The organism is Pseudomonas sp. PF05, assembly GCF_056521845.1.
The window spans coordinates 35372-57137 of record NZ_JBWLPW010000019.1 but is presented as its reverse complement, the minus strand read 5'-3'; the positions used below and the strand labels follow the sequence as shown (position 1 = coordinate 57137).

Sequence of the window (21766 nt, the reverse complement as noted above, 5' to 3'; positions counted from 1 at the left end):
GTTTTTCGATAATTTCAACAAGCGAGGAGGATCGCCATGGGCGTGACCAATCGGTTGGCCTGTTACTCCGACCCCGCCGACCACTATTCCCACCGGGTACGCATCGTACTGGCAGAGAAGGGTGTCAGCGCCGAGATCATTTACGTCGAAGCGGGCCGTCAGCCGCCGAAGCTGATCGAGGTGAACCCTTACGGCAGCCTGCCCACGCTGGTCGATCGTGACCTGGCGTTGTGGGAGTCGACCGTGGTGATGGAATATCTGGATGAGCGTTATCCGCATCCACCTTTACTGCCGGTGTACCCTGTTGCACGTGCCAACAGCCGTTTGCTGATCCATCGCATCCAGCGTGACTGGTGCGGGTTGGTGGATCTGATCCTGGATTCCCGGACCAAGGAGCCGGCGCGGGTCGTGGCGCGCAAGGAATTGCGTGAAAGCCTGACTGGCGTATCGCCGCTATTCGTCGACAAGCCGTTTTTCCTCAGTGAGGAACAAAGTCTGGTGGATTGCTGCCTATTGCCCATACTCTGGCGTTTGCCAATTCTGGGTATCGAACTGCCGCGGCCTGCCAAGCCGCTGCTTGATTATATGGAGCGCCAATTCGCGCGTGAGGCTTTCCAGGCGAGTCTGTCTGGTGTCGAACGCGACATGCGCTAAGGCTTAGGGAGCCGCTATGAACTCCAGTCGACCTTATCTGGTCCGCGCGCTCTACGAGTGGATTGTGGACAACGATTGCACCCCGCACATGCTGGTCAACGCCGAGTATCCATCGGTGCAGGTGCCGCAGGGTTTTGCCAATGACGGGCAGATTGTCTTGAACGTGTCGCCAGCCGCTGTGCGTCACTTGCACATGGATAACGATGCCGTCAGCTTCGAAGGTCGCTTCGGTGGTGTGCCACACACCCTGTACGTGCCTATTGCCGCGATCTTGGGGATTTATGCCCGGGAGAATGGCCAGGGCATGGTGTTTGAGCTGGAAGCGCCGCTCGATGGTGAAGAAGAGTTCGAGCCGGATGATGACTTGCCACCACCTGATGACGAGCCACCGCGCCCTAGTGGGCGGCCGAGTTTGAAGGTGGTGAAGTAGTTAGATATGTGCCAGATACAGGCTGTTTGAAAGCTTGGTAACTTGGTTAAGAAAATGCCCCTATCGTGAGATGCGGGCATTTTTTTTGTGTCATGGTTGGTGTGTATATCCGTTTCTGCGGTAATGGCTACTGGCGGTTCCGCTCTTACAGCGGCTCACTTTTGGAAGAGCCGGGAGCCGGACCAGCCAAAAGTAAGCAAAAGCGCTTTGCCCCACCACTTGGTGCCTCGCTTAGGCTCGGCATGCCCTCACTCCGGCATTGCTCCGTGTGCCCACTGCGCAATGCCTGCGTTCGGCCAGCGTGGTTAACGGGGCGCCGAGATCAACGTCCACCGCGAGGCGGCCTTAGAGCCGACCTGGCTCTTCTGGTCGTACACCTGTCAGACCTGTGGGAGCAAAGCTTGCTCGCGAAGAGGCCAGTACATCCAACATCATCATCGACTGTAACGCCGCCATCGCGAGCAAGCTCCCACATTCAATCTTCAGCGGACACAAAATTTATATCCAGCACAGAATCCCTGTGGGAGCGAGCTTGCTCGCGATGAGGCCGGCAAGCCCAGCATCCATGTGACTGAACCACCGCCATCGCGAGCAAGCTCGCTCCCACACGGGATTTCAGCAGACATAAAATTCATATACGCCCAGTTTCCCACAGGAGAAACGCGGTCCCCATCAAGAAGCAGGTCGGCTCTAAGGCCGCCTCGTGGTGGACGTTGATCTCGGGCGCCCCGTTAACCACGCTGGCTGAAGGAGCAATGCCTTCGTTCAGGCATGCCGAGCCTAGGCGAGGTGCCGAGTGGTGGGGCATGAGCGTTTTGCTTACTTTTGACTGGGCCGGCTTCCGGGCTTCTCAAAAGTGAGCCGCCGTCAGGGCGGAACCCTAAGCGGCCGTTACCGCAGCAACGGATATACACACCAACCAACGAACGAACCAACCAACCAAAACGAAGCGATAAAAAAACGGCGCCTTTCTTTCCAGGAAAAAGCGCCGTTCTTGTACCTGCATTTATATCAGTCAATGTACTCAAACAACTTGACGATTTTCTGCACCCCGGACACACCCTGCACCAGGTTAGTCGCCTGCGCAGCCTCTTTCTTGGTCAACAGACCCAGCAAATAGACAATGCCATTCTCGGTCACAACCTTGATGCGCGAGCCGGGAATACTGGCGTCGGTGAGCATCTGGGTCTTGATCTTCGTGGTCAACCAGGCATCGTTCTGGCGTGCCAGCAGCGAGGAAGGTTGCAGGACTTGCAGTTCGTTATGCACGGTCTTGACCCGTTGCACGGCGCTGGCTTCCTGTTCGGCCTTGGCCTTGAGGTCGGCGCGTGGAGTCTGGCCGGCCAGCAATACGACGCCGTTGAAACTGGTGACGACGATGTGCGAGTTGTTGTCCAGGTCCGGGTCGGCCTTGGCGATGTTCACGCCTACCTTGGTTTCAATCAGGGAGTCGTCGATTTTGCTGCCGAACGTGCGGGTGCCGCGGTCATCTTCAATCGGCTTTTCCCGGCTGGCGTTAACCACCGATGTGCAGCCGCTGATGCCGAGGCATAGGGTCAGGGCCAGCAGGCCTAGGCGATTAGGGGTCATTCTTCACTCCCGAACAGTTGGCTGTCGATCAAGTCGCAAAGGCAGTGGATCGCCAGCAGGTGGACTTCCTGGATACGTGCGGTGACATTGGCCGGTACGCGGATCTCGACGTCTTCTGGCAATAGCAGGGACGCCATGCCGCCGCCGTCACGACCGGTCAATGCTACGACAATCATTTCGCGATCATGTGCGGCCTGGATCGCTTGAATAATATTGGCCGAGTTGCCGCTGGTGGAAATCGCCAGCAGTACATCGCCGGGTTGGCCCAGGGCGCGGATCTGTTTGGAGAATACCTCGTTATAGCTGTAGTCGTTGGCGATCGAGGTGATTGTCGAGCTGTCGGTGGTCAGGGCGATCGCCGGCAGGCTCGGGCGTTCGCGCTCGAAGCGGTTGAGCAGTTCTGAAGAAAAGTGCTGGGCGTCGCCGGCCGAACCACCATTGCCGCACGAAAGCATCTTGCCCTCGTTGAGCAAGGCGTTGACCATCACTTGGCTGGCTTGCTCGATGTGCGGTGCAAGTACGTCCATCGCCTGTTGCTTGGTGTCGATACTGGCCTGAAAAAGCTGGCGAATTCGCGATTGCATGTCCATCTGTGTGACCTTAAGTAGCGCGGCTTATCGGCACAAACATGTGCGGCGCGCAAAGCAAAGAGCAAAAGAGTTTATGTGAAGGTGTCCGGCTCGGCATGGGCGCTCAACTGTCGAAGGCGTTCTGCAGCCAGTTCAACTGAGCGGCGTTGCTGTCGATGGCAACCACGTCGAAGCGGCAGGGATGATCGGCCCAGCGAGGCTCGCTTTGCAGGAAATACTGCGCGGCGAAAACCAGCTTCTGGCGCTTGCGCTCGTCAATGCTGTCGAGCGCGCCACCCCATTGAGTGTTTTTTCTGTAGCGGACCTCGACGAATACTACTGTATCGCCGTCAAGCATGACCAGATCAAGCTCGCCGCGTTTGCACAACCAGTTCTGCGCCACCAGCCGCAGGCCTTGTTGCTGGAGATGCGCGAGGGCCTGGCCCTCGGCATCCCGTCCGCTTTGCTGGCGTGATCGGTCAGGCATCAGCGCTGGGTATCCGGTAGACGCTGCACTTGGCCGTTGACGAACTCGGCCCAAGGCAGTTGACGCTGTACACGCTGGGTCGAAGACACTGCCAGGCTACCCGACAGGCCCTCGATGCGGCTGTCCGGCAGCGTCTTGAGCTGGCCCAGGCGCGGCGCCAGGCGATAGGCGTCTACCCCCATCGCGTACAACCGGCCCAGGCTGCCACCTGCCTGGGGCCACTGGGCGGTGACTTGCTTGCGCAGCGGGTCATTGGCGTCGAGCAGCCACGGGGTTTCGCAGAAGCGGATACCGCTCATGTCGTTGTACTGGTTCTGGTCGCCGCTGGCGCTGAACACTGAAGACGTCGCGTAGACTGGCACATCACCTGCGTACTGGAAGTTCAGGGTCGGCTTGATCTGCTGTGCCTGTTGCGGCGTCGAGGCCAGGAAGATGAACTCGATGTCCTGGCGACGGGACGGTTGGGCCGCGACCGTGGTGCCGACGGTGTTTTGCAGGCTCTTGGCGCGACCTTCGCTCTGGCGCAGCTGGAACATGTCGGCGATCTGCTGGGCCAGTTGCACCGGCTGGTCGACCCGTTCGATTGCGATGATGGTGCCGCCATTGGCCTGCCAGTCCTGGCTAAAGGCTTTCAGGACACGATCGCCCCATTCACCCTTGGGTACCATGGCGGCAGCGCGATGCAGGCCATCGGCGCGGGCGCGACGGGAGACTTCGCGGGCTTCATCCTCGGGTGCCAGGCCGAACTGGAACAGTTGCGATGGCCCTTGTTCGCCTTCGCTGTAATTCAGAGCCAGGGTGGTAATCGGCAGTTGCGGGTGGGTGCTGATCTGCTTGACCAGTGGTTTTTCCAGCGGTCCGACCACCAGTTGCACGCCGTCGGCCTGGGCCTTGCGATAGAACTCGTCCATGGAGCTCAGGCTGGAGCTGTCGTAGAACTGGATGCTTGGCGGCTTCTGTCCGGCCTGCTGGGCCTGGTAGTGCGCGGCCATGAAGCCCTCACGCAAGGCCCTGGCAACCGCCGCCAGCTGGCCATTTTGCGGCAGCAGCAGGGCGATCTTGCTCAGCGGCTGGCTCGCCAGTTCCTTGAGCTTGACCAGCGGTGTCGGCAGTTGCAGGGCAGCGGGGTGCTTCGGGTTCTGTTCGCGCCAGTGGTCGATGGCCGCCTGCTGTTGTTCCAGGGTGCCGGCTGTCTTGACGACCAGGGCCAGGCTCAGCCAGCCGCCAAGGTCGTCGTTGGCGCTTGGCTGCAGCTGGTCGGTGGGCAGCGAGGCGATCAACGACCAGATGGTTTCGTGGTTTTTCGCCGCGGCGTCGTTCTCCAGCAAGGGCGCGATGAAAATGCGCTCCTTGGCGGCGGCCAGGGTCTGGCCATCGGCCTCCAGGGCGCGGGCGCGGACGGTACCGGTGCGAACCTGCTGCTCCACCGGCATTTCGCTCAAGTGTTGCAGGCTCGGGTGGCTCAGGGCGGTCAGTGCCGCCTTGGGTTGGTTGCGGGTCATCGCCAGTTCAGCCGACAGCGTGCTGGCGAAAATCTGCTGGCCGGGCTTGAGTTGTTCCATCGGCACTTGTTGCAGGATCTGTGCGGACTGGCCGGCGTTGCCCTGGCGATAGGCCAGGTCGGCAGCGCTCAGGCGCAGCAGGGCGGCTTTTTCCGGGTCTTTGCTTTGAGTGGCCTGTTCGAGCAATTGCTCGATACTGGCATCCGGGGTGCGTGGAAGTTCGCCAAGGCTGGACGAGGGCGAGCTGGCGCAGGCCGCCAGGAGGGCGGCGAGGCAGAGGGCGGAGAGCAGCCGCAGGCAAGCGATCATGTAAGTGTTCCTGATACGAGATCAAATTAGCGTCGAATTGTACCCAAGCACTGGCCGGGGCGCGATGTTAGTGGTGTGAATCGATCAATTTAGGTATTTCAAAGAGTGCGGCGTAGCACAAAAGACCGGGTATTGAGCCTTTGTGGCGAGGGCGCAAACCTCCGCTGGGCTCGGTAGGCGCTGGCGCAGTCTGCGATCTTTTGATCTTTCGCTTGAGATTCAAGTGGCTGGGGAAAGATCGCAGCCTCGCTTCACTCGTCAGCTCCTACAGGCACGGATGAGCGCAAGCAAGTTTACCGCGAACAGCCGAGGCCGCCGCTACACGCTACAATGGCGGTTTTTACCGATCATGAGGTGCGCGTTTTGACTGCTCCAGGTGCTTTGAATTCCGCTGCCGGCTCGCTTTATGTGGTGGCGACGCCCATCGGCAACCTGGACGATATCAGTGCCCGGGCGCTGAAAATCCTGCAGGAGGTTGCGTTGATCGCAGCTGAAGACACGCGCCACTCCCAGCGCCTGCTGCAGCATTTCGGCATTTCCACGCCGTTGGCAGCCTGTCACGAACACAATGAACGGGATGAAGGCAGTCGTTTCATTACCCGGCTGCTGGCGGGCGATAACGTCGCGCTGATTTCCGATGCCGGTACGCCGCTGATTTCCGACCCTGGCTATCATCTGGTGCGTCAGGCTCGGGCAGCGGGCATCAGCGTGGTGCCGGTGCCGGGGGCTTGTGCATTGATCGCGGCGCTGTCGGCGGCAGGCCTGCCGTCGGACCGTTTCATCTTCGAAGGTTTCCTGCCGGCCAAGGCGGTGGGGCGACGGGCGCGCCTGGAGGCTATAAAGGAAGAGCCGCGCACGCTGATCTTCTATGAGGCGCCGCACCGCATCCTTGAATGCCTGCAAGACATGGAGCAGGTGTTCGGCCCTGAGCGTCCGGCGTTGTTGGCTCGTGAGTTGACCAAGACGTTTGAAACCCTCAAGGGGTTGCCGTTGGCGGAGCTGCGAGCCTTCGTCGAAAGCGACAGCAACCAGCAGCGCGGTGAATGTGTTGTGCTGGTGGCTGGGTGGACAGCGCCGGAAAGTGAAGACGCTGTCAGCAGCGAAGCGATGCGCATCCTGAACCTGCTGCTCGAGGAAATGCCACTCAAGCGTGCCGCGGCCCTTGCGGCCCAGATCACTGGCGAGCGCAAGAATGTGCTGTACCAGGTCGCGCTGGAAAAACAGAAAGGTCAGTGAAACCAAGGTGCGGGGCAGGTCAAAGGCTTTTAGCGCTTGTTCTTCAAGCGCTCTGCCGTTAACCTTCGCGGCGGAGAGTCGATCGGACAGTCGCTGCCCTCTATGAGAATTAGGGGGGGGAGGAAAGTCCGGGCTCCATAGGGCGAAGTGCCAGGTAATGCCTGGGAGGCGTGAGCCTACGGAAAGTGCCACAGAAAATAACCGCCTAAGCGCTTCGGCGCCGGTAAGGGTGAAAAGGTGCGGTAAGAGCGCACCGCACGGCTGGCAACAGTTCGTGGCTAGGTAAACCCCACTTGGAGCAAGACCAAATAGGGTCCCAAGGCGTGGCCCGCGCTGGGACCGGGTAGGTTGCTAAAGATGTCCAGTGATGGCCATCGTAGACGAATGACTGTTCAAGACAGAACCCGGCTTACAGATCGACTCTCCACCTTTTCCCTTCCTGCCAGAATCACTGGCAGACGCAATTCCTAATACCAAAAAAATCTTACTCTTAATAAATCACTTTAACTTGTGCGCGCAGTTCCCTGCGCTGTCTCAGGTTTGGGCGAAATTTCCTACGTCACATTCTTGTTACCCCTCCTGAAACGTTCCTAAATCTCCGATCTATAAGGCTTTTCCTTCATTGCGCGCCTTGACGGTGCGGTGGGCGCATTCCTATAGTGTGCGCAAGTGGCGGAAAGTGGCATGAAGTGGGTTTTTTTGAAGGTAAAACGCCAAAAAGTGGAGAAACGCAGACGTGTTTCGCGGAGCTAACGCTATCAGTCTCGATGCAAAAGGCCGGCTCGCCATGCCCAGCCGGTATCGTGACGAGCTCGTTTCGCGAAGTTCCGGTCAATTAATCGTCACGATCGACGCTGTTGACCCATGTTTGTGCGTTTACCCCCTTGATGAGTGGGAAATCATCGAAACCAAACTGCGCGCACTGCCTTCGCTGCGTGAAGAAAACCGCCGCTTGCAACGCTTGCTGATTGGTAATGCCGTCGACCTCGAACTCGACGGCAGCGGTCGTTTCCTGGTGCCGCCGCGCCTGCGCGAGTACGCCAAGCTGGATAAGCGCGCGATGCTGGTGGGCCAACTGAACAAGTTCCAACTGTGGGACGAAGATGCCTGGAATGCGGTTTCTGCCGCTGACCTTGCTGCTATTCAACAACCGGGCGCCATGCCTGATGAACTGCGTGATTTGATCCTGTGACTATTGATAGCGGCTTTAACCACATCACCGTACTGTTGGACGAGGCCGTCGAGGCTCTCGCCGTACGTCCTGATGGCTGCTATCTGGACGGCACGTTCGGGCGTGGCGGACACAGCCGGTTGATTCTCAGCAAGCTCGGTCCGGGTGGCCGGTTGCTGGGGTTCGACAAGGATCCTCAAGCGATTGCCACCGGGCAAGCGCTGGCGGCCGAAGACGGCCGCTTTGTCATTGTGCAGCGCAGCTTTGCCGAGCTGGCTTCGGAAGTCGCCGAGCGTGGCCTGGCCGGCAAGGTCAGTGGCGTGCTGCTCGACCTGGGCGTGTCTTCGCCACAGCTGGACGACCCGGAGCGTGGCTTCAGTTTCCTCAATGACGGCCCGCTGGACATGCGCATGGACCCGTCCCGTGGAATCAGCGCCGCCGAATTCGTCAACACTGCCCCGGTGGAAGAAATCGCCCGTGTCTTCAAGGAATACGGTGAAGAGCGTTTCTCCGGGCGCATGGCCCGTGCCGTGGTCGAGCGGCGCGACATCAAGCCATTCGAGCGCACCGGCGACCTGGCCGAGGTGCTGAAGGTTGCCAATCCGGCCTGGGAAAAGGGCAAGAACCCGGCAACCCGGGCTTTCCAAGGCTTGCGCATTCACGTCAATAACGAGCTGGGCGATCTGGAAGTCGGTCTCGAAGCGGCGCTTGAAGCGCTAGAGATCGGCGGTCGGCTGGTGGTGATCAGCTTCCACTCCCTGGAAGACCGCATCGTCAAGCTGTTCATGCGCAAACTCACCAAGGGCGAAGCCGATAACCTGCCGCGCAACCTGCCGGTGCGTTTCGAAGCCTTCGTGCCGAAAATCAAGATCCATGGCAAGGCGCAGTTCGCCTCCGAGGCCGAGCTCAAGGTCAACCCGCGCGCCCGTAGCGCGGTCATGCGTGTCGCGGAGAAGTTGCGGTGAGCAGGCTCTTCGCCAAGCCCCTGCCCGGCGGCAGCTTTTTCATGCTGCTGCTGTTTATCGGCGTGCTCGTGTCGGCCATTGCCGTGTCCTATAGCGCGCACTGGAACCGCCAGCTTCTCAATTCCCTTTACAACGAGCTGAGCGTGCGTGACAAGGCGCAGGCCGAGTGGGGCCGGTTGATCCTGGAGCAGAGCACCTGGACCGCCCATAGCCGCATCGAAGTCTTGGCCACCGAGCAGCTGAAAATGCGCATCCCTGGCGCTGCCGAAGTGCAGATGGTGACGCCATGATAAAACTCGAAGGGGCACTCTTTCCGTGGCGCTTCCGCCTGGTCCTGGGTTTGCTCGGGATCATGGTGGGCGCTATCGTCTGGCGCATCATCGATTTGCAAGTGGTCGATCGTGATTTCCTCCAGGAACAAGGCGATGCCCGCAGCTTGCGTCATATTCCGATTCCGGCTCACCGTGGCCTGATCACCGATCGTAATGGCGAGCCGTTGGCCGTGAGCACCCCGGTAACGACGTTGTGGGCAAACGCCAAGGAAATGCAGCAGGCCAAGGAAAAGTGGCCGGCCCTGGCCGCCGCCCTTGGACAGGATCCCAAGGCCCTGGCCGAGCGCCTCGAAGCCCAGGCCAACAAAGAATTCATCTACCTGGTGCGCGGGCTGACGCCTGAGCAAGGCCAGAGCGTGCTCGACCTGAAAATCCCGGGTGTCTACGGCATCGAAGAGTTCCGGCGCTTCTACCCGGCCGGTGAAGTCACGGCCCACATGGTCGGGTTTACCGACATCGATGATCGAGGGCGGGAAGGCATAGAGCTGGCTTACGACGACTGGCTCGCCGGGGTTCCCGGCAAGCGGCAGGTTATCAAGGATCGGCGCGGCAGGCTGATCAAGGATGTCCAAGTCACCAAAAACGCCAAGGCCGGTAAGCCCTTGGCGTTGTCCATTGATCTGCGCCTGCAATATCTGGCCAACCGTGAGCTGCGCAATGCCATCGTCGAGAACGGTGCCAAGGCCGGCAGCTTGGTGATCATGGACGTGAAGACTGGCGAGATCCTGGCTATGGTCAACCAGCCCACCTACAACCCGAACAACCGTCGCAACCTGCAACCGGCGATGATGCGTAATCGCGCGATGATCGACGTGTTCGAGCCGGGTTCGACCATGAAAGCGGTGTCCATGGCCGCCGCTCTGGAAACCGGACGCTGGAAACCGAGCGACACCGTCGAGGTGTACCCGGGCACCCTGCAGATCGGCAAGTACACCATTCGCGACGTGTCCAGGAGCGAAGGCCCGGTGCTGGACTTGACCGGCATCCTGATCAATTCCAGTAACGTCGGCATGAGCAAGATCGCCTTCGATATCGGCGGGGAAACGATTTACCGTCTTGCCCAGAAAATCGGTCTTGGTCAGGGTACTGGCCTGGGCTTTCCTGGCGAGCGTGTCGGCAATCTGCCGAACTACCGCGAGTGGCGCAAGGCTGAAACGGCCACGTTGTCATACGGCTACGGTGTTTCCGTGACCGCGATCCAGTTGGTCCACGCGTTTTCGGTGCTGGCCAACAACGGCCGCATGACACCGCTGTCGCTGATCAAAACCGACAAGGCCCCGGAGTCTACTCAGGTCATTCCGGAGGATGTCGCCAAGACCATGCAGGGCATGCTGCAACAGGTGATCGAAGCGCCGCGTGGCGTTTATCGCGCCCAGGTGCCGGCCTATCACGTGGCCGGCAAGTCGGGTACGGCCCGCAAAACCTCTGCGGGCGTCAAGGGCTATGCCGAGAACTCCTACCGTTCGCTGTTCGCCGGTTTCGGCCCGATGAGCGACCCGCGCTACGCCATCGTCGTGGTCATCGACGAGCCGAGCAAGGCGGGCTACTTCGGCGGCCTGGTCTCGGCGCCGGTGTTCAGCAAAGTGATGTCCGGCACCCTGCGCCTGATGAACATTACCCCGGATAACCTGCCGCCGACCCAGCAGGCCAGTACCGCGCCGGTCGTTCCCTTGAAAGCTGAAGGAGGGCGTGGCTGATGTCCCTGAGCCTGAACAAGATTTTTGCCCACGCCGGTCACGATCTGCTGATTCGCGAATTGGCGCTGGACAGTCGCAATGTACGCGCCGGGGACTTGTTCCTGGCAGTGGCGGGCGCTCGTTTCGATGGCCGTGACCACATCGCCGATGCCCTGAAACGTGGCGCGGCTGCTGTGGCTTATGAAGTACAAGGCGCGACCGTGCTGCCGATCACCGACGTTCCGCTGATTCCAGTCAAGGGCCTGGCGGCGCAACTGTCGGATATCGCCGGGCGTTTTTATGGCGACCCGAGCCGTCACCTGAACCTGGTGGGCGTGACCGGCACCAACGGCAAGACCAGCGTGACCCAACTGGTGGCCCAGGCTTTGGACCTGCTCGGCCAGCATTGCGGCATTGTCGGGACCCTGGGCAACGGCTTCCATGGCGCATTGGAAAGCGGCCTGCACACCACGCCGAACCCAATAGCCGTGCAAGCGACCCTGGCGGACCTGAAAAAGGCCGGTGCCAAGGCCGTTGCGATGGAGGTCTCTTCCCATGGTTTGGACCAGGGCCGTGTGACCGCGCTGGCGTTCGATGTCGCGGTGTTGACCAACCTGTCCCGGGATCACCTGGATTACCACGGCACCATGCAGGCCTACGGTGAAGCCAAGGCCAAGCTGTTTGCCTGGAATGACCTGAAGTGCCGGGTCATCAACCTCGATGACGAATTCGGCCGGCAATTGGCTGCCGAAAAGCGCGAGTCCCGGTTGATCACCTACAGCCTGGAAGATGCCAGCGCCTACCTTTATGTACGCCAGGCGCAATTCAATGACGAAGGCGTGCGCGCCACGCTGGTCACGCCCCAGGGCGAGCACCATTTGCGCAGCACCTTGCTCGGTCGCTTCAACCTGAGCAACGTATTGGCAGCCATCGGTGCCTTGCTCGGCCTGGACTACGCGCTGGACGAAATCCTCAAGGTCCTGCCGAAGCTCGAAGGCCCGGCCGGTCGCATGCAGCGCCTGGGTGGCGGTACTCAGCCGCTGGTGGTGGTCGACTACGCCCACACCCCCGACGCCTTGGAAAAAGTTCTTACGGCCCTGCGTCCTCACGCCAAGGGTCGGCTGCTGTGCCTGTTCGGCTGCGGTGGCGATCGCGATCGCGGCAAGCGTCCGTTGATGGCCGAAGTGGTCGAGCGCTTGGCAGATGGCGTGCTGGTCACCGATGACAACCCACGCAGTGAAGACCCGCTACGGATTTTCGACGACATCCGCGCCGGTTTTACGGCTGTGGATAACGTCACCTTCGTGGCCGGTCGCGGCCAGGCCATCGCCCAATTGATCGCCAGCGCCTCGGCGGATGATGTCATCGTCCTGGCCGGCAAGGGGCACGAGGACTATCAGGAAATCAACGGCGAACGCCATGCTTTCTCCGACCTGGTGGAAGCCGATCACGCCCTGACCGCGTGGGAGGTTGCCCATGCTTAAGGCCTTGAAACTCAGTGAGCTGACCAACGCCCTGAATGCGCGCCTCATCGCCGCGGACGCCACCTTTGACGGCGTCAGCATCGACAGCCGGGCGATCACGCCGGGGCAATTGTTTGTCGCCCTGACTGGACCGCGTTTCGATGGCCACGATTACTTGAACGAAGTCGCGGGCAAAGGTGCGGTCGCCGCCCTGGTCGAGCGCGAAGTGACCAACAGCACGTTGCCGCAATTGCTCGTCAACGACACCCGCCAGGCCCTGGGCCAGCTCGGTGCGCTGAACCGCGCGGCATATGGCAACCCGGTCGCAGCCATCACCGGCTCCAGCGGCAAGACCACGGTCAAGGAAATGCTTGCCAGCATCCTGCGCACCCGCGGTCCGGTGCTGGCGACCCGTGGCAACCTGAACAACGACCTCGGCGTGCCGCTGACTCTGCTGGAGCTGGCGCCGGAACACAGCGCCGCCGTCATCGAGCTGGGCGCTTCGCGGCTCGGCGAGATTGCCTACACCGTGGCCATGACCAAGCCCCACGTGGCGGTGCTCAACAACGCTGGGACTGCCCACGTCGGCGAGTTCGGCGGCCCGGAAAAAATCGTCGAGGCCAAGGGCGAGATCATCGAGGGGCTGGATGCCGATGGCGTCGCCGTGCTGAATCTCGACGACAAAGCCTTCGACATCTGGAAGGCCCGGGCGGGGGCGCGCAAGGTGCTGACCTTCGCCCTGAGCAACCCCGCCGCGAATTTCTACGCCAGCCACCTGGACCGCGATGCTCGCGGTTGCCCGGCTTTCAACCTGCACAGCCCGGTTGGTGCCGAGCGGGTGCAGTTGAACCTGCTTGGCACCCATAACGTTGCCAACGCCCTGGCTGCGGCGGCTGCCGCCCATGCGCTGGGCGTGTCGCTGCCGGGCATTGTTGCCGGGCTGAATGCCGTGCAGCCGGTCAAGGGGCGCTCCGTCGCGCAACTGGCCAGCAACGGCATGCGCGTGATCGATGACACCTATAACGCCAACCCGTCGTCCATGTGCGCGGCCGTGGATATCCTTGCCAGTTTTTCCGGCCGTACCGTGCTGGTGCTGGGGGATATCGGCGAACTGGGCGAGTGGGCGCAACAGGGGCATCACGACGTCGGTGCCTATGCGCGCGGCAAGGTCGACGCGCTGTATGCGGTCGGCCCGATGATGGCGCATGCGGTCGCCGCGTTTGGCGAACACGCACGGCATTTCACCACTCAGGCCGAACTGATCCAGGCCCTGGGCGCCGAGCAGGACCCGAACACCACCTTATTGATCAAGGGCTCACGCAGCGCAGCGATGGAAAACATCGTCGCGGCGCTGTGCGGCGCCTCCACGGAGAAACATTAATGCTGCTGCTGCTAGCGGAGTACCTGCAACAGTTCCACAAAGGCTTCGCGGTCTTCCAGTACCTGACCCTGCGCGGGATCCTGGGTGTGCTGACCGCGCTGTCGTTGTCGCTGTTCCTGGGCCCGTGGATGATCCGCACCCTGCAGAACCTGCAGATCGGCCAGTCGGTCCGTAACGACGGCCCGCAGTCGCACCTGTCCAAATCCGGCACCCCGACCATGGGCGGCGCGCTGATCCTGTCGTCCATCGGCATCAGTACGTTGCTCTGGGCCGACCTGGCGAACCGGTATGTCTGGGTCGTGCTGCTGGTGACCTTGCTCTTTGGCGCCATCGGTTGGGTCGACGACTATCGCAAGGTCATCGAGAAGAACTCCCGTGGGCTGCCAAGCCGCTGGAAGTATTTCTGGCAGTCGGTGTTCGGCCTAGGCGCGGCGATCTTCCTTTATATGACCGCCGCCTCGCCGGTAGAGACCACCCTGATCCTGCCGATGCTCAAGGACTACAGCATTCCGCTGGGCGCAGGCTTCATCGTGCTGACCTACCTAGTGATCGTCGGTTCGAGCAACGCGGTCAACCTCACCGACGGCCTCGATGGCCTGGCGATCATGCCCACGGTCATGGTCGGCGGCGCCCTGGGGATCTTCTGCTATCTGTCGGGTAACGTGAAATTCGCCGAATACCTGCTGATTCCTTATGTGCCGGGGGCGGGCGAGTTGATCGTGTTCTGCGGTGCGCTGATCGGTGCCGGCCTGGGCTTCCTGTGGTTCAACACCTACCCGGCGCAAGTCTTCATGGGCGACGTCGGCGCGTTGGCGCTGGGCGCGGCCCTGGGCACCATCGCCGTCATCGTTCGCCAGGAAATCGTCCTGTTCATCATGGGCGGTGTATTCGTGATGGAGACCCTGTCAGTCGTCATTCAGGTTGCGTCCTTTAAATTGACCGGCCGCCGGGTATTTCGCATGGCGCCGATCCACCACCACTTTGAACTCAAGGGCTGGCCCGAGCCACGCGTGATCGTCCGTTTCTGGATCATCACCGTGATCCTGGTCCTGGTCGGCCTTGCCACCCTGAAGCTGAGGTAGAACGAGTGTCCCTGATCGCTTCTGACCACTTCCGCATCGTTGTCGGCCTCGGCAAGAGCGGCATGTCCCTGGTTCGCTTCCTGGCGAACCGGGGCGTGTCGTTTGCCGTGGCCGATACGCGGGAAAATCCACCTGAGCTGGCCACGCTGCGCCGTGACTATCCGCAGGTGGACGTGCGTTGTGGCGAGCTGGACGTCGAATTCCTGTGCCGCGCCGATGAGCTCTACGTGAGCCCTGGCCTGGCCCTGGCGACTCCGGCCCTGCAGGCGGCGGCTGCCCGTGGCGTGAAATTGTCCGGCGACATCGAGCTGTTCGCGCGTAACGCCAAGGCGCCGATCGTCGCCATCAGCGGTTCCAATGCCAAGAGCACCGTCACCACCCTGGTGGGCGAGATGGCGGCGGCGGCCGGCAAGCGCGTCGCGGTGGGCGGCAACCTCGGTACCCCGGCGCTGGACTTGCTCAGTGACGACGTCGAGTTGTACGTGATGGAGCTGTCGAGCTTCCAGCTGGAAACCACCGACCACCTGGGCGCCGAAGTGGCGACCGTGCTCAACATCAGCGAAGACCACATGGACCGCTACAGCGGCCTGCCGGCTTATCACCTGGCCAAGCACCGGATCTTCCGTGGCGCCCGGCAAGTGGTGTTCAACCGCCAGGACGCCCTGACCCGTCCATTGTTGGGCGAGGGCATGCCGTGCTGGTCCTTCGGCCTGGGCGTGCCGGATTTCAAAGGCTTCGGGCTGCGCGAAGAGAACGGCGAGAAATACCTGGCCTTCGAATTCCAGAACCTGATGCCGGTGCGCGAACTGAAGATTCGTGGCGCCCACAACCAGGCCAATGCCCTGGCCGCGTTGGCCCTGGGGCATGCGGTCGGCCTGCCGTTCGACGCCATGCTCTCTGCCCTGCGCAGCTTCGCCGGTCTTGAGCACCGCTGCCAGTGGGTGCGCGACCTGGACGGCGTGGCTTGGTACAACGACTCCAAGGCCACCAATGTCGGTGCCGCACTGGCGGCCATCGAAGGGCTGGGCGCGGACATCCAAGGCAAGCTCGTGCTGATTGCCGGCGGCGACGGCAAGGGTGCGGACTTCAAGGACCTGCGCGACCCGGTGGCGGCCAACTGCCGCGCCGTGGTGCTGATGGGTCGCGATCGCGAATTGATCGCCCAGGCCCTCGGCGATGCCGTGCCGCTGGTCCGGGTCGGTTCGCTGGACGAGGCGGTGCAACAGTGCCGCGCCCTCGCGCAACCGGGCGATGCGGTGCTGTTGTCACCGGCCTGCGCCAGTTTCGACATGTTCAAGAACTATGAAGAGCGCGGGCAGCTGTTCGCCCGGGCCGCGGAGGACTTGGCATGAGCCTGATGAACATCATCAAGCCGTACCCGTCGCCGCTGATCACCGGGCGCGGCATCGACCTGGATTTCCCGATGCTCGCCGGTTGCCTGGCCTTGCTGGGCCTTGGCCTGGTGATGATCACCTCCGCGTCGTCGGAAGTGGCCGCCGTGCAGTCGGGCAACACGCTTTACCACATGATCCGCCACCTGATTTACCTGGTGATCGGCCTGGGCGCTTGCATCGTCACCATGATGGTGCCGATCGCCACCTGGCAACGCCTGGGCTGGATGATGCTGCTTGGCGCCTTCGGTCTGTTGGTGATGGTGCTGGTGCCGGGCATTGGCCGCGAGGTCAACGGTTCGATGCGCTGGATCGGCTTCAGCTTCTTCAACGTGCAGCCTTCGGAAATTGCCAAGGTCTTCGTGGTGATTTTTCTCGCCGGTTACCTGGTGCGTCGCCAGAAAGAAGTGCGCGAGAGCTGGATGGGCTTTTTCAAGCCGTTCATCGTGCTGCTGCCCATGGCGGGCCTGCTGCTGATGGAGCCGGACTTCGGCGCCACCGTGGTCATGATGGGGGCCGCTGCGGCGATGCTGTTCCTGGGGGGCGTCGGGCTGTTTCGCTTCATCCTGATGGTGGCGCTGGCGGTGGCAGCCGTGACCGTGCTGGTCCAGGCCCAGCCTTATCGGATGGCGCGCCTGATCACCTTCACCGACCCGTGGGCCGACCAGTTTGGTTCCGGCTATCAATTGACCCAGGCACTGATCGCCTTCGGTCGCGGCGAATGGCTGGGCGTGGGCCTGGGCAACAGCGTGCAGAAGCAGTTCTACCTGCCCGAAGCCCACACCGACTTTGTGTTCTCGGTATTGGCCGAAGAGCTCGGCGTGGTCGGCTCCTTGTGCACCGTTGCCCTGTTCGTGTTCGTCTGCGTGCGCGGCATGTACATCGGTTTGTGGGCCGAGAAGGCCAAGCAGTTTTTTGCCGCCTACGTGGCGTATGGCTTGTCGTTCCTGTGGATCGGTCAGTTCCTGATCAACATCGGCGTGAACGTCGGCCTGTTGCCGACCAAGGGCCTGACGCTGCCGTTCCTCAGTTATGGCGGCAGCTCCTTGGTGATTTGCTGCGCCTGTCTGGGCCTGTTGCTGCGCATCGAATGGGAGAGTCGAACCCATCTGGGCAGCGAGGAGATGGAGTTCCAGGAGAGCGACTTCGCCGAGGAGCCGACTCATGGGCGCTAACGTGCTGATCATGGCGGGCGGTACCGGCGGGCATGTGTTCCCGGCGCTGGCCTGTGCCCGGGAATTCCAGTCGCGCGGCTACACCGTGCACTGGCTGGGTACGCCGCGGGGCATCGAGAACGAACTGGTACCAGCTGCCGGCCTTGAGCTGCATCGGATCGACGCCAGCGGCCTGCGGGGCAAGGGCAAGTTGTCGTTGCTCAAGGCGCCGCTGATGCTGCTCAAGTCGATCTGGCAGGCGCGGGCGATCATCCGTCGGTTGCGGCCGGTGTGCGTGGTCGGGTTTGGCGGTTATGTGACCGGCCCTGGCGGAGTTGCGGCGAAATTGGCCGGTGTGCCGGTGATCGTCCACGAGCAGAACGCCGTGGCCGGTACCGCCAATCGGTTACTGGTGCCGTTGGCCGCCCGGGTCTGTGAAGCCTTTCCCGACACCTTTACCCTGTCGAGCAGCCGCCGCACCACCGGTAATCCGGTGCGTACCGAGCTGTTTCTCGATACACCACGCCCGGCCCTGGCCGGACGCAAGGCACGTTTGCTGGTCCTGGGTGGAAGCCTGGGGGCAGAACCGTTGAACAAACTGCTGCCCGAAGCGCTGTCGCAGGTCGCACCCGAACTGCGCCCGGAAGTGTTTCACCAGGCTGGCAAAAACCACGATGAAGTGACCGCCGAGCGCTATCGCGCCGTTGGCGTGGAGGCGCAAGTGCAGCCTTTCATCAAAGACATGGCCCAAGCCTATGGCTGGGCCGACCTGGTGGTCTGCCGCGCAGGCGCGCTGACCATCAGTGAACTGGCTGCCGCCGGTCTGCCCTCGATGCTGGTGCCTTTGCCCCACGCCATCGACGATCACCAGACCCGTAACGCCGATTATTTGGCCCGTGAAGGCGCTGCCTTCCTGATGCCGCAAAGAACGACTGGCGCCGCGGATCTTGCCGCCCGCCTGACAGAGGTTTTGATGCAGCCGCAACGACTTGAAGACATGGCCCGCGCCGCCCGCCGCCTGGCCAAACCCGATGCCACGGCCCAAGTGGTCGATACCTGCCTGGAGGTGGCCCATGGTTGAGAATCGCAAAGCCATGCCGCAACCTGAAATGCGCCGTATCCGCCGTATCCACTTCGTCGGTATCGGCGGCGTGGGCATGTGCGGGATCGCTGAAGTACTGCTGAACCTGGGCTATGAAGTCTCCGGTTCCGACCTGAAAGCATCCCCGGTGACCGAGCGCCTGGAGTCCTTCGGCGCTCACATCTTTATCGGCCACCGCGCCGAGAACGCCGCCAATGCCGACGTGCTGGTGGTTTCCAGTGCCGTGAACACCTCCAACCCGGAAGTCGCCACCGCCCTGGAACGCCGCATTCCCGTGGTGCCTCGGGCTGAGATGCTCGCCGAGCTGATGCGCTATCGCCACGGCATTGCCGTCGCCGGTACCCACGGCAAAACCACCACCACCAGCCTGATCGCCTCGGTGTTCGCGGCCGGTGGCCTGGACCCGACCTTCGTGATCGGTGGGCGCCTGAATGCGGCGGGCACCAATGCCCAGCTGGGCACCAGCCGCTACCTGATCGCCGAAGCCGATGAAAGCGACGCGAGTTTCCTGCACCTGCAACCGCTGGTGGCCGTGGTTACCAACATCGACGCCGACCACATGGCCACCTACGACGGTGACTTCAACAAACTGAAGAAAACCTTCGTCGAGTTTCTGCACAACCTGCCGTTCTATGGTCTGGCGGTGGTGTGCCTGGACGACCCGGTGGTGCGTGAAATCCTGCCACTGATCAAGCGGCCGACCGTGACCTACGGTTTCGGCGAAGAAGCCGACGTGCGCGCCATCAACGTGCGCCAGCAGGGCATGCAGACGTTCTTCACCGTGCTGCGTCCGGATCGCGAACCGCTGGACGTGTCGGTGAACATGCCTGGCAACCACAACGTGCTCAATGCCTTGGCCACCATTTGCATCGCCACTGACGAAGGCGTCAGCGATGAAGCCATCGTCCAGGGCCTGTCCGGGTTCCAGGGCGTGGGCCGACGCTTCCAGGTCTACGGCGAACTGCCGGTGGACGGCGGCAACGTGATGCTGGTGGACGACTACGGCCACCACCCGACCGAAGTCGCGGCGGTGATCAAGGCCGTGCGCGGTGGCTGGCCGGAACGCCGCCTGGTGATGGTCTACCAGCCGCACCGCTACAGCCGCACCCGTGACCTGTACGACGATTTCGTCCAGGTATTGGCCGACGCCAACGTGCTGTTGTTGATGGAAGTCTACCCGGCCGGTGAAGAACCGATCCCGGGGGCCGACAGCCGCCAGCTGTGCCACAGCATTCGCCAGCGCGGCCAGTTGGACCCGATCTACATCGAACGCGGCGTGGACCTCGCGCCGCTGGTCAAACCGCTGCTGCGCGCCGGTGACATCCTGCTGTGCCAGGGTGCCGGTGACATCGGTGGCCTGGCCCCGAAACTGTTGAACAGTCCGTTATTCGCCGGTGCCATCGTGGCCGCCAGCGAGGGGAAAGTGAAATGACTGCTGCCTACGCCAACCTGGTTTCGACCCTTGATCCGAAAGCCTTCGGCCGCGTTGCCGTGCTGTTCGGCGGCAAGAGCGCCGAGCGCGAGGTGTCCCTCAAGTCCGGCAACGCCGTGCTGCAAGCCTTGCAAAGCGCCGGTGTCGACGCCTTCGGCATCGATGTGGGCGACGATTTCCTGCAGCGTCTGCTGAGCGAAAAAATCGACCGCGCGTTCATCATCCTGCACGGTCGCGGTGGCGAAGACGGCAGCATGCAAGGCCTGCTCGAGTGCCTGGGCATTCCCTACACCGGCAGCGGCATCCTGGCTTCCGCCCTGGCGATGGACAAGCTGCGCACCAAGCAGGTCTGGCACAGCCTCGGCATTCCCACGCCGCGTCACGCCGTGTTGGCGTGCGAGGCCGATTGTATTTCGGCGGCCACGGAACTGGGCTTCCCTTTGATCGTCAAACCGGCCCATGAAGGTTCAAGTATCGGCATGGCGAAAGTGAATTCGCTGCCTGAGTTGACCGCGGCATGGAAAGACGCCAGTTCCTACGATTCGCAAGTGTTGGTCGAACAATGGATCACCGGTCCCGAGTTCACCATCGCCACCCTGCGTGACCAGGTGTTGCCCCCGATTGCGTTGGGCACGCCCCACACGTTCTACGACTACGACGCCAAGTACGTTGCCAACGATACCCAGTACCGCGTTCCCTGCGGGCTGGACGCCGCCAAGGAAAAAGAACTGATGGACCTCACGGCCAAGGCCTGTGAGGCACTGGGTATCGCCGGTTGGGGCAGGGCGGACGTGATGCAGGACGCCGAGGGGCAGTTCTGGTTCCTGGAAGTCAACACCGCGCCGGGCATGACCGATCACAGCCTGGTGCCGATGGCGGCCCGCGCCGCCGGTCTGGATTTCCAGCAACTGGTGCTGTCGATCCTGGCCGCCAGTGTCGGCCAGCAAGAGCCAAGAGGTTAAGCCATGCAAGGCGCATCGCTTCGTCATCAGCCATCCGCACCCGGTCGCAAGCCGGTGCCGCGGGGTGCCAGCCGAATGGTGGCCAAAGAGCCGATGTCGGCGCGTTTGCCGAAAGCCAATTTTGGTTTTCTCAAGAGCTTGTTCTGGCCGGTGCTGCTGGTGGCGTTGGGGTTCGGTACGTATGAAGGCGCGCAACGGTTGCTGCCTTATGCCGACCGTCCAATCGCCCGGATCAACGTCCAGGGCGACCTGAGCTACATCAGCCAGCAGGCCGTGCAGCAACGGATCGCTCCGTTTGTCGCGTCGAGTTTCTTCACCATCGACCTGGCGGGCATGCGCAAGGAACTGGAGCAGATGCCGTGGATCGCCCATGCCGAAGTCCGGCGGGTGTGGCCTGACCAGGTGTCGATCCGCCTGGAAGAACAATTGCCGGTGGCCCGTTGGGGCGACGAGTCGTTGTTGAACAACCAGGGCCAGGCGTTTACGCCGCGGGAACTGGCCAACTATGAACATTTGCCACAACTGTTCGGCCCACTGCGGGCCCAGCAGAAAGTGATGCAGCAGTACCAGGTGTTGAGCCAGATGTTGCGGCCACTGGGCTTCTCCATCGCACGCCTGGAATTGCGTGAGCGCGGCAGCTGGTTCCTGACCACGGGCGCAGGCAGCTCGGGGCCGGGCATCGAGCTGTTGCTCGGGCGCGGCAACCTGGTGGAAAAGATGCGCCGCTTCATCGCCATCTATGACAAGACGCTTAAAGAACAGATTACGAACATTGCGCGCATCGATCTGCGCTACGCCAACGGCCTGGCTGTTGGCTGGCGGGAACCTGTAGCGCCCACGACGGCCGAACCCGCCGTCGCGAAGAATTAAGAAGAGGC

General features: G+C 61.9%; 20 protein-coding genes and 1 other RNA gene. 17 read left to right on the top strand and 4 right to left on the bottom strand.

The annotated features are described in order from the left end of the window. Positions 1 to 36: 36 nt before the first annotated feature. Complete coding sequence (locus AC09SL_RS24985; RefSeq protein WP_003178195.1) at positions 37 to 654, top strand: glutathione S-transferase N-terminal domain-containing protein; 618 nt, start codon at positions 37 to 39, stop codon at positions 652 to 654. Between the two features lie 16 nt (positions 655 to 670). After that, positions 671 to 1084 carry a ClpXP protease specificity-enhancing factor gene (locus AC09SL_RS24980; protein WP_058545586.1) on the top strand — a complete coding sequence of 138 codons (414 nt, stop codon included), beginning with the start codon at positions 671 to 673 and terminating at the stop codon, positions 1082 to 1084. Positions 1085 to 2095: 1011 nt separating this feature from the next. Here AC09SL_RS24980 and AC09SL_RS24975 read toward each other — a convergent pair. From AC09SL_RS24975 to AC09SL_RS24960, 4 genes are all read right to left on the bottom strand, one after another. Then, a complete protein-coding gene (locus tag AC09SL_RS24975) occupies positions 2096 to 2674 on the bottom strand; it encodes a BON domain-containing protein (RefSeq protein WP_003178201.1) in 579 nt (192 codons plus the stop codon). After that, positions 2671 to 3264 carry a phosphoheptose isomerase gene (locus AC09SL_RS24970; RefSeq protein ID WP_007928463.1) on the bottom strand — a complete coding sequence of 198 codons (594 nt, stop codon included), beginning with the start codon at positions 3262 to 3264 and terminating at the stop codon, positions 2671 to 2673. The genes AC09SL_RS24975 and AC09SL_RS24970 overlap by 4 nt, the downstream gene beginning before the upstream one ends. Positions 3265 to 3367: 103 nt before the next feature. Further along, complete coding sequence (locus AC09SL_RS24965) at positions 3368 to 3730, bottom strand: YraN family protein (protein ID WP_058545587.1); 363 nt, start codon at positions 3728 to 3730, stop codon at positions 3368 to 3370. Further along, entirely contained in the window at positions 3730 to 5541 is a 1812-nt protein-coding gene (locus AC09SL_RS24960; RefSeq protein ID WP_064106952.1) for a penicillin-binding protein activator, read from the bottom strand. The genes AC09SL_RS24965 and AC09SL_RS24960 overlap by 1 nt, the downstream gene beginning before the upstream one ends. 330 nt (positions 5542 to 5871) lie before the next feature. On the opposite strand from AC09SL_RS24960, the gene rsmI reads away from it, so the two are divergent. The 15 genes from rsmI to AC09SL_RS24885 all read left to right on the top strand — a co-directional run bounded on the left by rsmI (position 5872) and on the right by AC09SL_RS24885 (position 21758). Next, a complete protein-coding gene (gene rsmI / locus AC09SL_RS24955; protein WP_165826006.1) occupies positions 5872 to 6777 on the top strand; it encodes a 16S rRNA (cytidine(1402)-2'-O)-methyltransferase in 906 nt (301 codons plus the stop codon). 74 nt (positions 6778 to 6851) lie between these two features. Further along, positions 6852 to 7205, top strand: an RNA gene (gene rnpB / locus AC09SL_RS24950) — RNase P RNA component class A. Positions 7206 to 7513: 308 nt separating this feature from the next. After that, a complete protein-coding gene (gene mraZ, locus AC09SL_RS24945) occupies positions 7514 to 7969 on the top strand; it encodes a division/cell wall cluster transcriptional repressor MraZ (RefSeq protein ID WP_003205355.1) in 456 nt (151 codons plus the stop codon). Further along, on the top strand, positions 7966 to 8913 hold the full coding sequence (gene rsmH, locus AC09SL_RS24940; RefSeq protein ID WP_058542740.1) for a 16S rRNA (cytosine(1402)-N(4))-methyltransferase RsmH: 948 nt from the start codon (positions 7966 to 7968) through the stop codon (positions 8911 to 8913). Before mraZ ends, rsmH begins: the two co-directional genes overlap by 4 nt. Beyond that, a complete protein-coding gene (gene ftsL / locus AC09SL_RS24935) occupies positions 8910 to 9203 on the top strand; it encodes a cell division protein FtsL (RefSeq protein ID WP_058542741.1) in 294 nt (97 codons plus the stop codon). The genes rsmH and ftsL overlap by 4 nt, the downstream gene beginning before the upstream one ends. Beyond that, positions 9200 to 10942: a peptidoglycan D,D-transpeptidase FtsI family protein gene (locus AC09SL_RS24930; protein WP_058542742.1), complete on the top strand. Its 1743-nt coding sequence runs from the start codon at positions 9200 to 9202 to the stop codon at positions 10940 to 10942. Before ftsL ends, AC09SL_RS24930 begins: the two co-directional genes overlap by 4 nt. Then, positions 10942 to 12405 carry a UDP-N-acetylmuramoyl-L-alanyl-D-glutamate--2,6-diaminopimelate ligase gene (locus AC09SL_RS24925; RefSeq protein ID WP_058542743.1) on the top strand — a complete coding sequence of 488 codons (1464 nt, stop codon included), beginning with the start codon at positions 10942 to 10944 and terminating at the stop codon, positions 12403 to 12405. The genes AC09SL_RS24930 and AC09SL_RS24925 overlap by 1 nt, the downstream gene beginning before the upstream one ends. Next, a complete protein-coding gene (locus AC09SL_RS24920; protein WP_064106953.1) occupies positions 12398 to 13765 on the top strand; it encodes a UDP-N-acetylmuramoyl-tripeptide--D-alanyl-D-alanine ligase in 1368 nt (455 codons plus the stop codon). The genes AC09SL_RS24925 and AC09SL_RS24920 overlap by 8 nt, the downstream gene beginning before the upstream one ends. Further along, entirely contained in the window at positions 13765 to 14847 is a 1083-nt protein-coding gene (gene mraY / locus AC09SL_RS24915; protein ID WP_014340067.1) for a phospho-N-acetylmuramoyl-pentapeptide-transferase, read from the top strand. The genes AC09SL_RS24920 and mraY overlap by 1 nt, the downstream gene beginning before the upstream one ends. A 5-nt stretch (positions 14848 to 14852) precedes the next feature. Then, a complete protein-coding gene (gene murD / locus AC09SL_RS24910) occupies positions 14853 to 16199 on the top strand; it encodes a UDP-N-acetylmuramoyl-L-alanine--D-glutamate ligase (protein WP_058542744.1) in 1347 nt (448 codons plus the stop codon). After that, positions 16196 to 17413 carry a putative lipid II flippase FtsW gene (gene ftsW / locus AC09SL_RS24905; RefSeq protein WP_057451743.1) on the top strand — a complete coding sequence of 406 codons (1218 nt, stop codon included), beginning with the start codon at positions 16196 to 16198 and terminating at the stop codon, positions 17411 to 17413. Before murD ends, ftsW begins: the two co-directional genes overlap by 4 nt. Then, on the top strand, positions 17403 to 18473 hold the full coding sequence (gene murG / locus AC09SL_RS24900) for an undecaprenyldiphospho-muramoylpentapeptide beta-N-acetylglucosaminyltransferase (RefSeq protein WP_058542745.1): 1071 nt from the start codon (positions 17403 to 17405) through the stop codon (positions 18471 to 18473). The genes ftsW and murG overlap by 11 nt, the downstream gene beginning before the upstream one ends. Next, on the top strand, positions 18466 to 19926 hold the full coding sequence (gene murC, locus AC09SL_RS24895; protein WP_058542746.1) for a UDP-N-acetylmuramate--L-alanine ligase: 1461 nt from the start codon (positions 18466 to 18468) through the stop codon (positions 19924 to 19926). The genes murG and murC overlap by 8 nt, the downstream gene beginning before the upstream one ends. Continuing rightward, on the top strand, positions 19923 to 20888 hold the full coding sequence (locus AC09SL_RS24890) for a D-alanine--D-alanine ligase (protein WP_058542747.1): 966 nt from the start codon (positions 19923 to 19925) through the stop codon (positions 20886 to 20888). The genes murC and AC09SL_RS24890 overlap by 4 nt, the downstream gene beginning before the upstream one ends. Positions 20889 to 20891: 3 nt before the next feature. Continuing rightward, positions 20892 to 21758 (top strand): cell division protein FtsQ/DivIB, encoded by an 867-nt coding sequence (locus AC09SL_RS24885; protein ID WP_058542748.1) that lies wholly within the window; start codon positions 20892 to 20894, stop codon positions 21756 to 21758. Positions 21759 to 21766 lie beyond the last annotated feature (8 nt).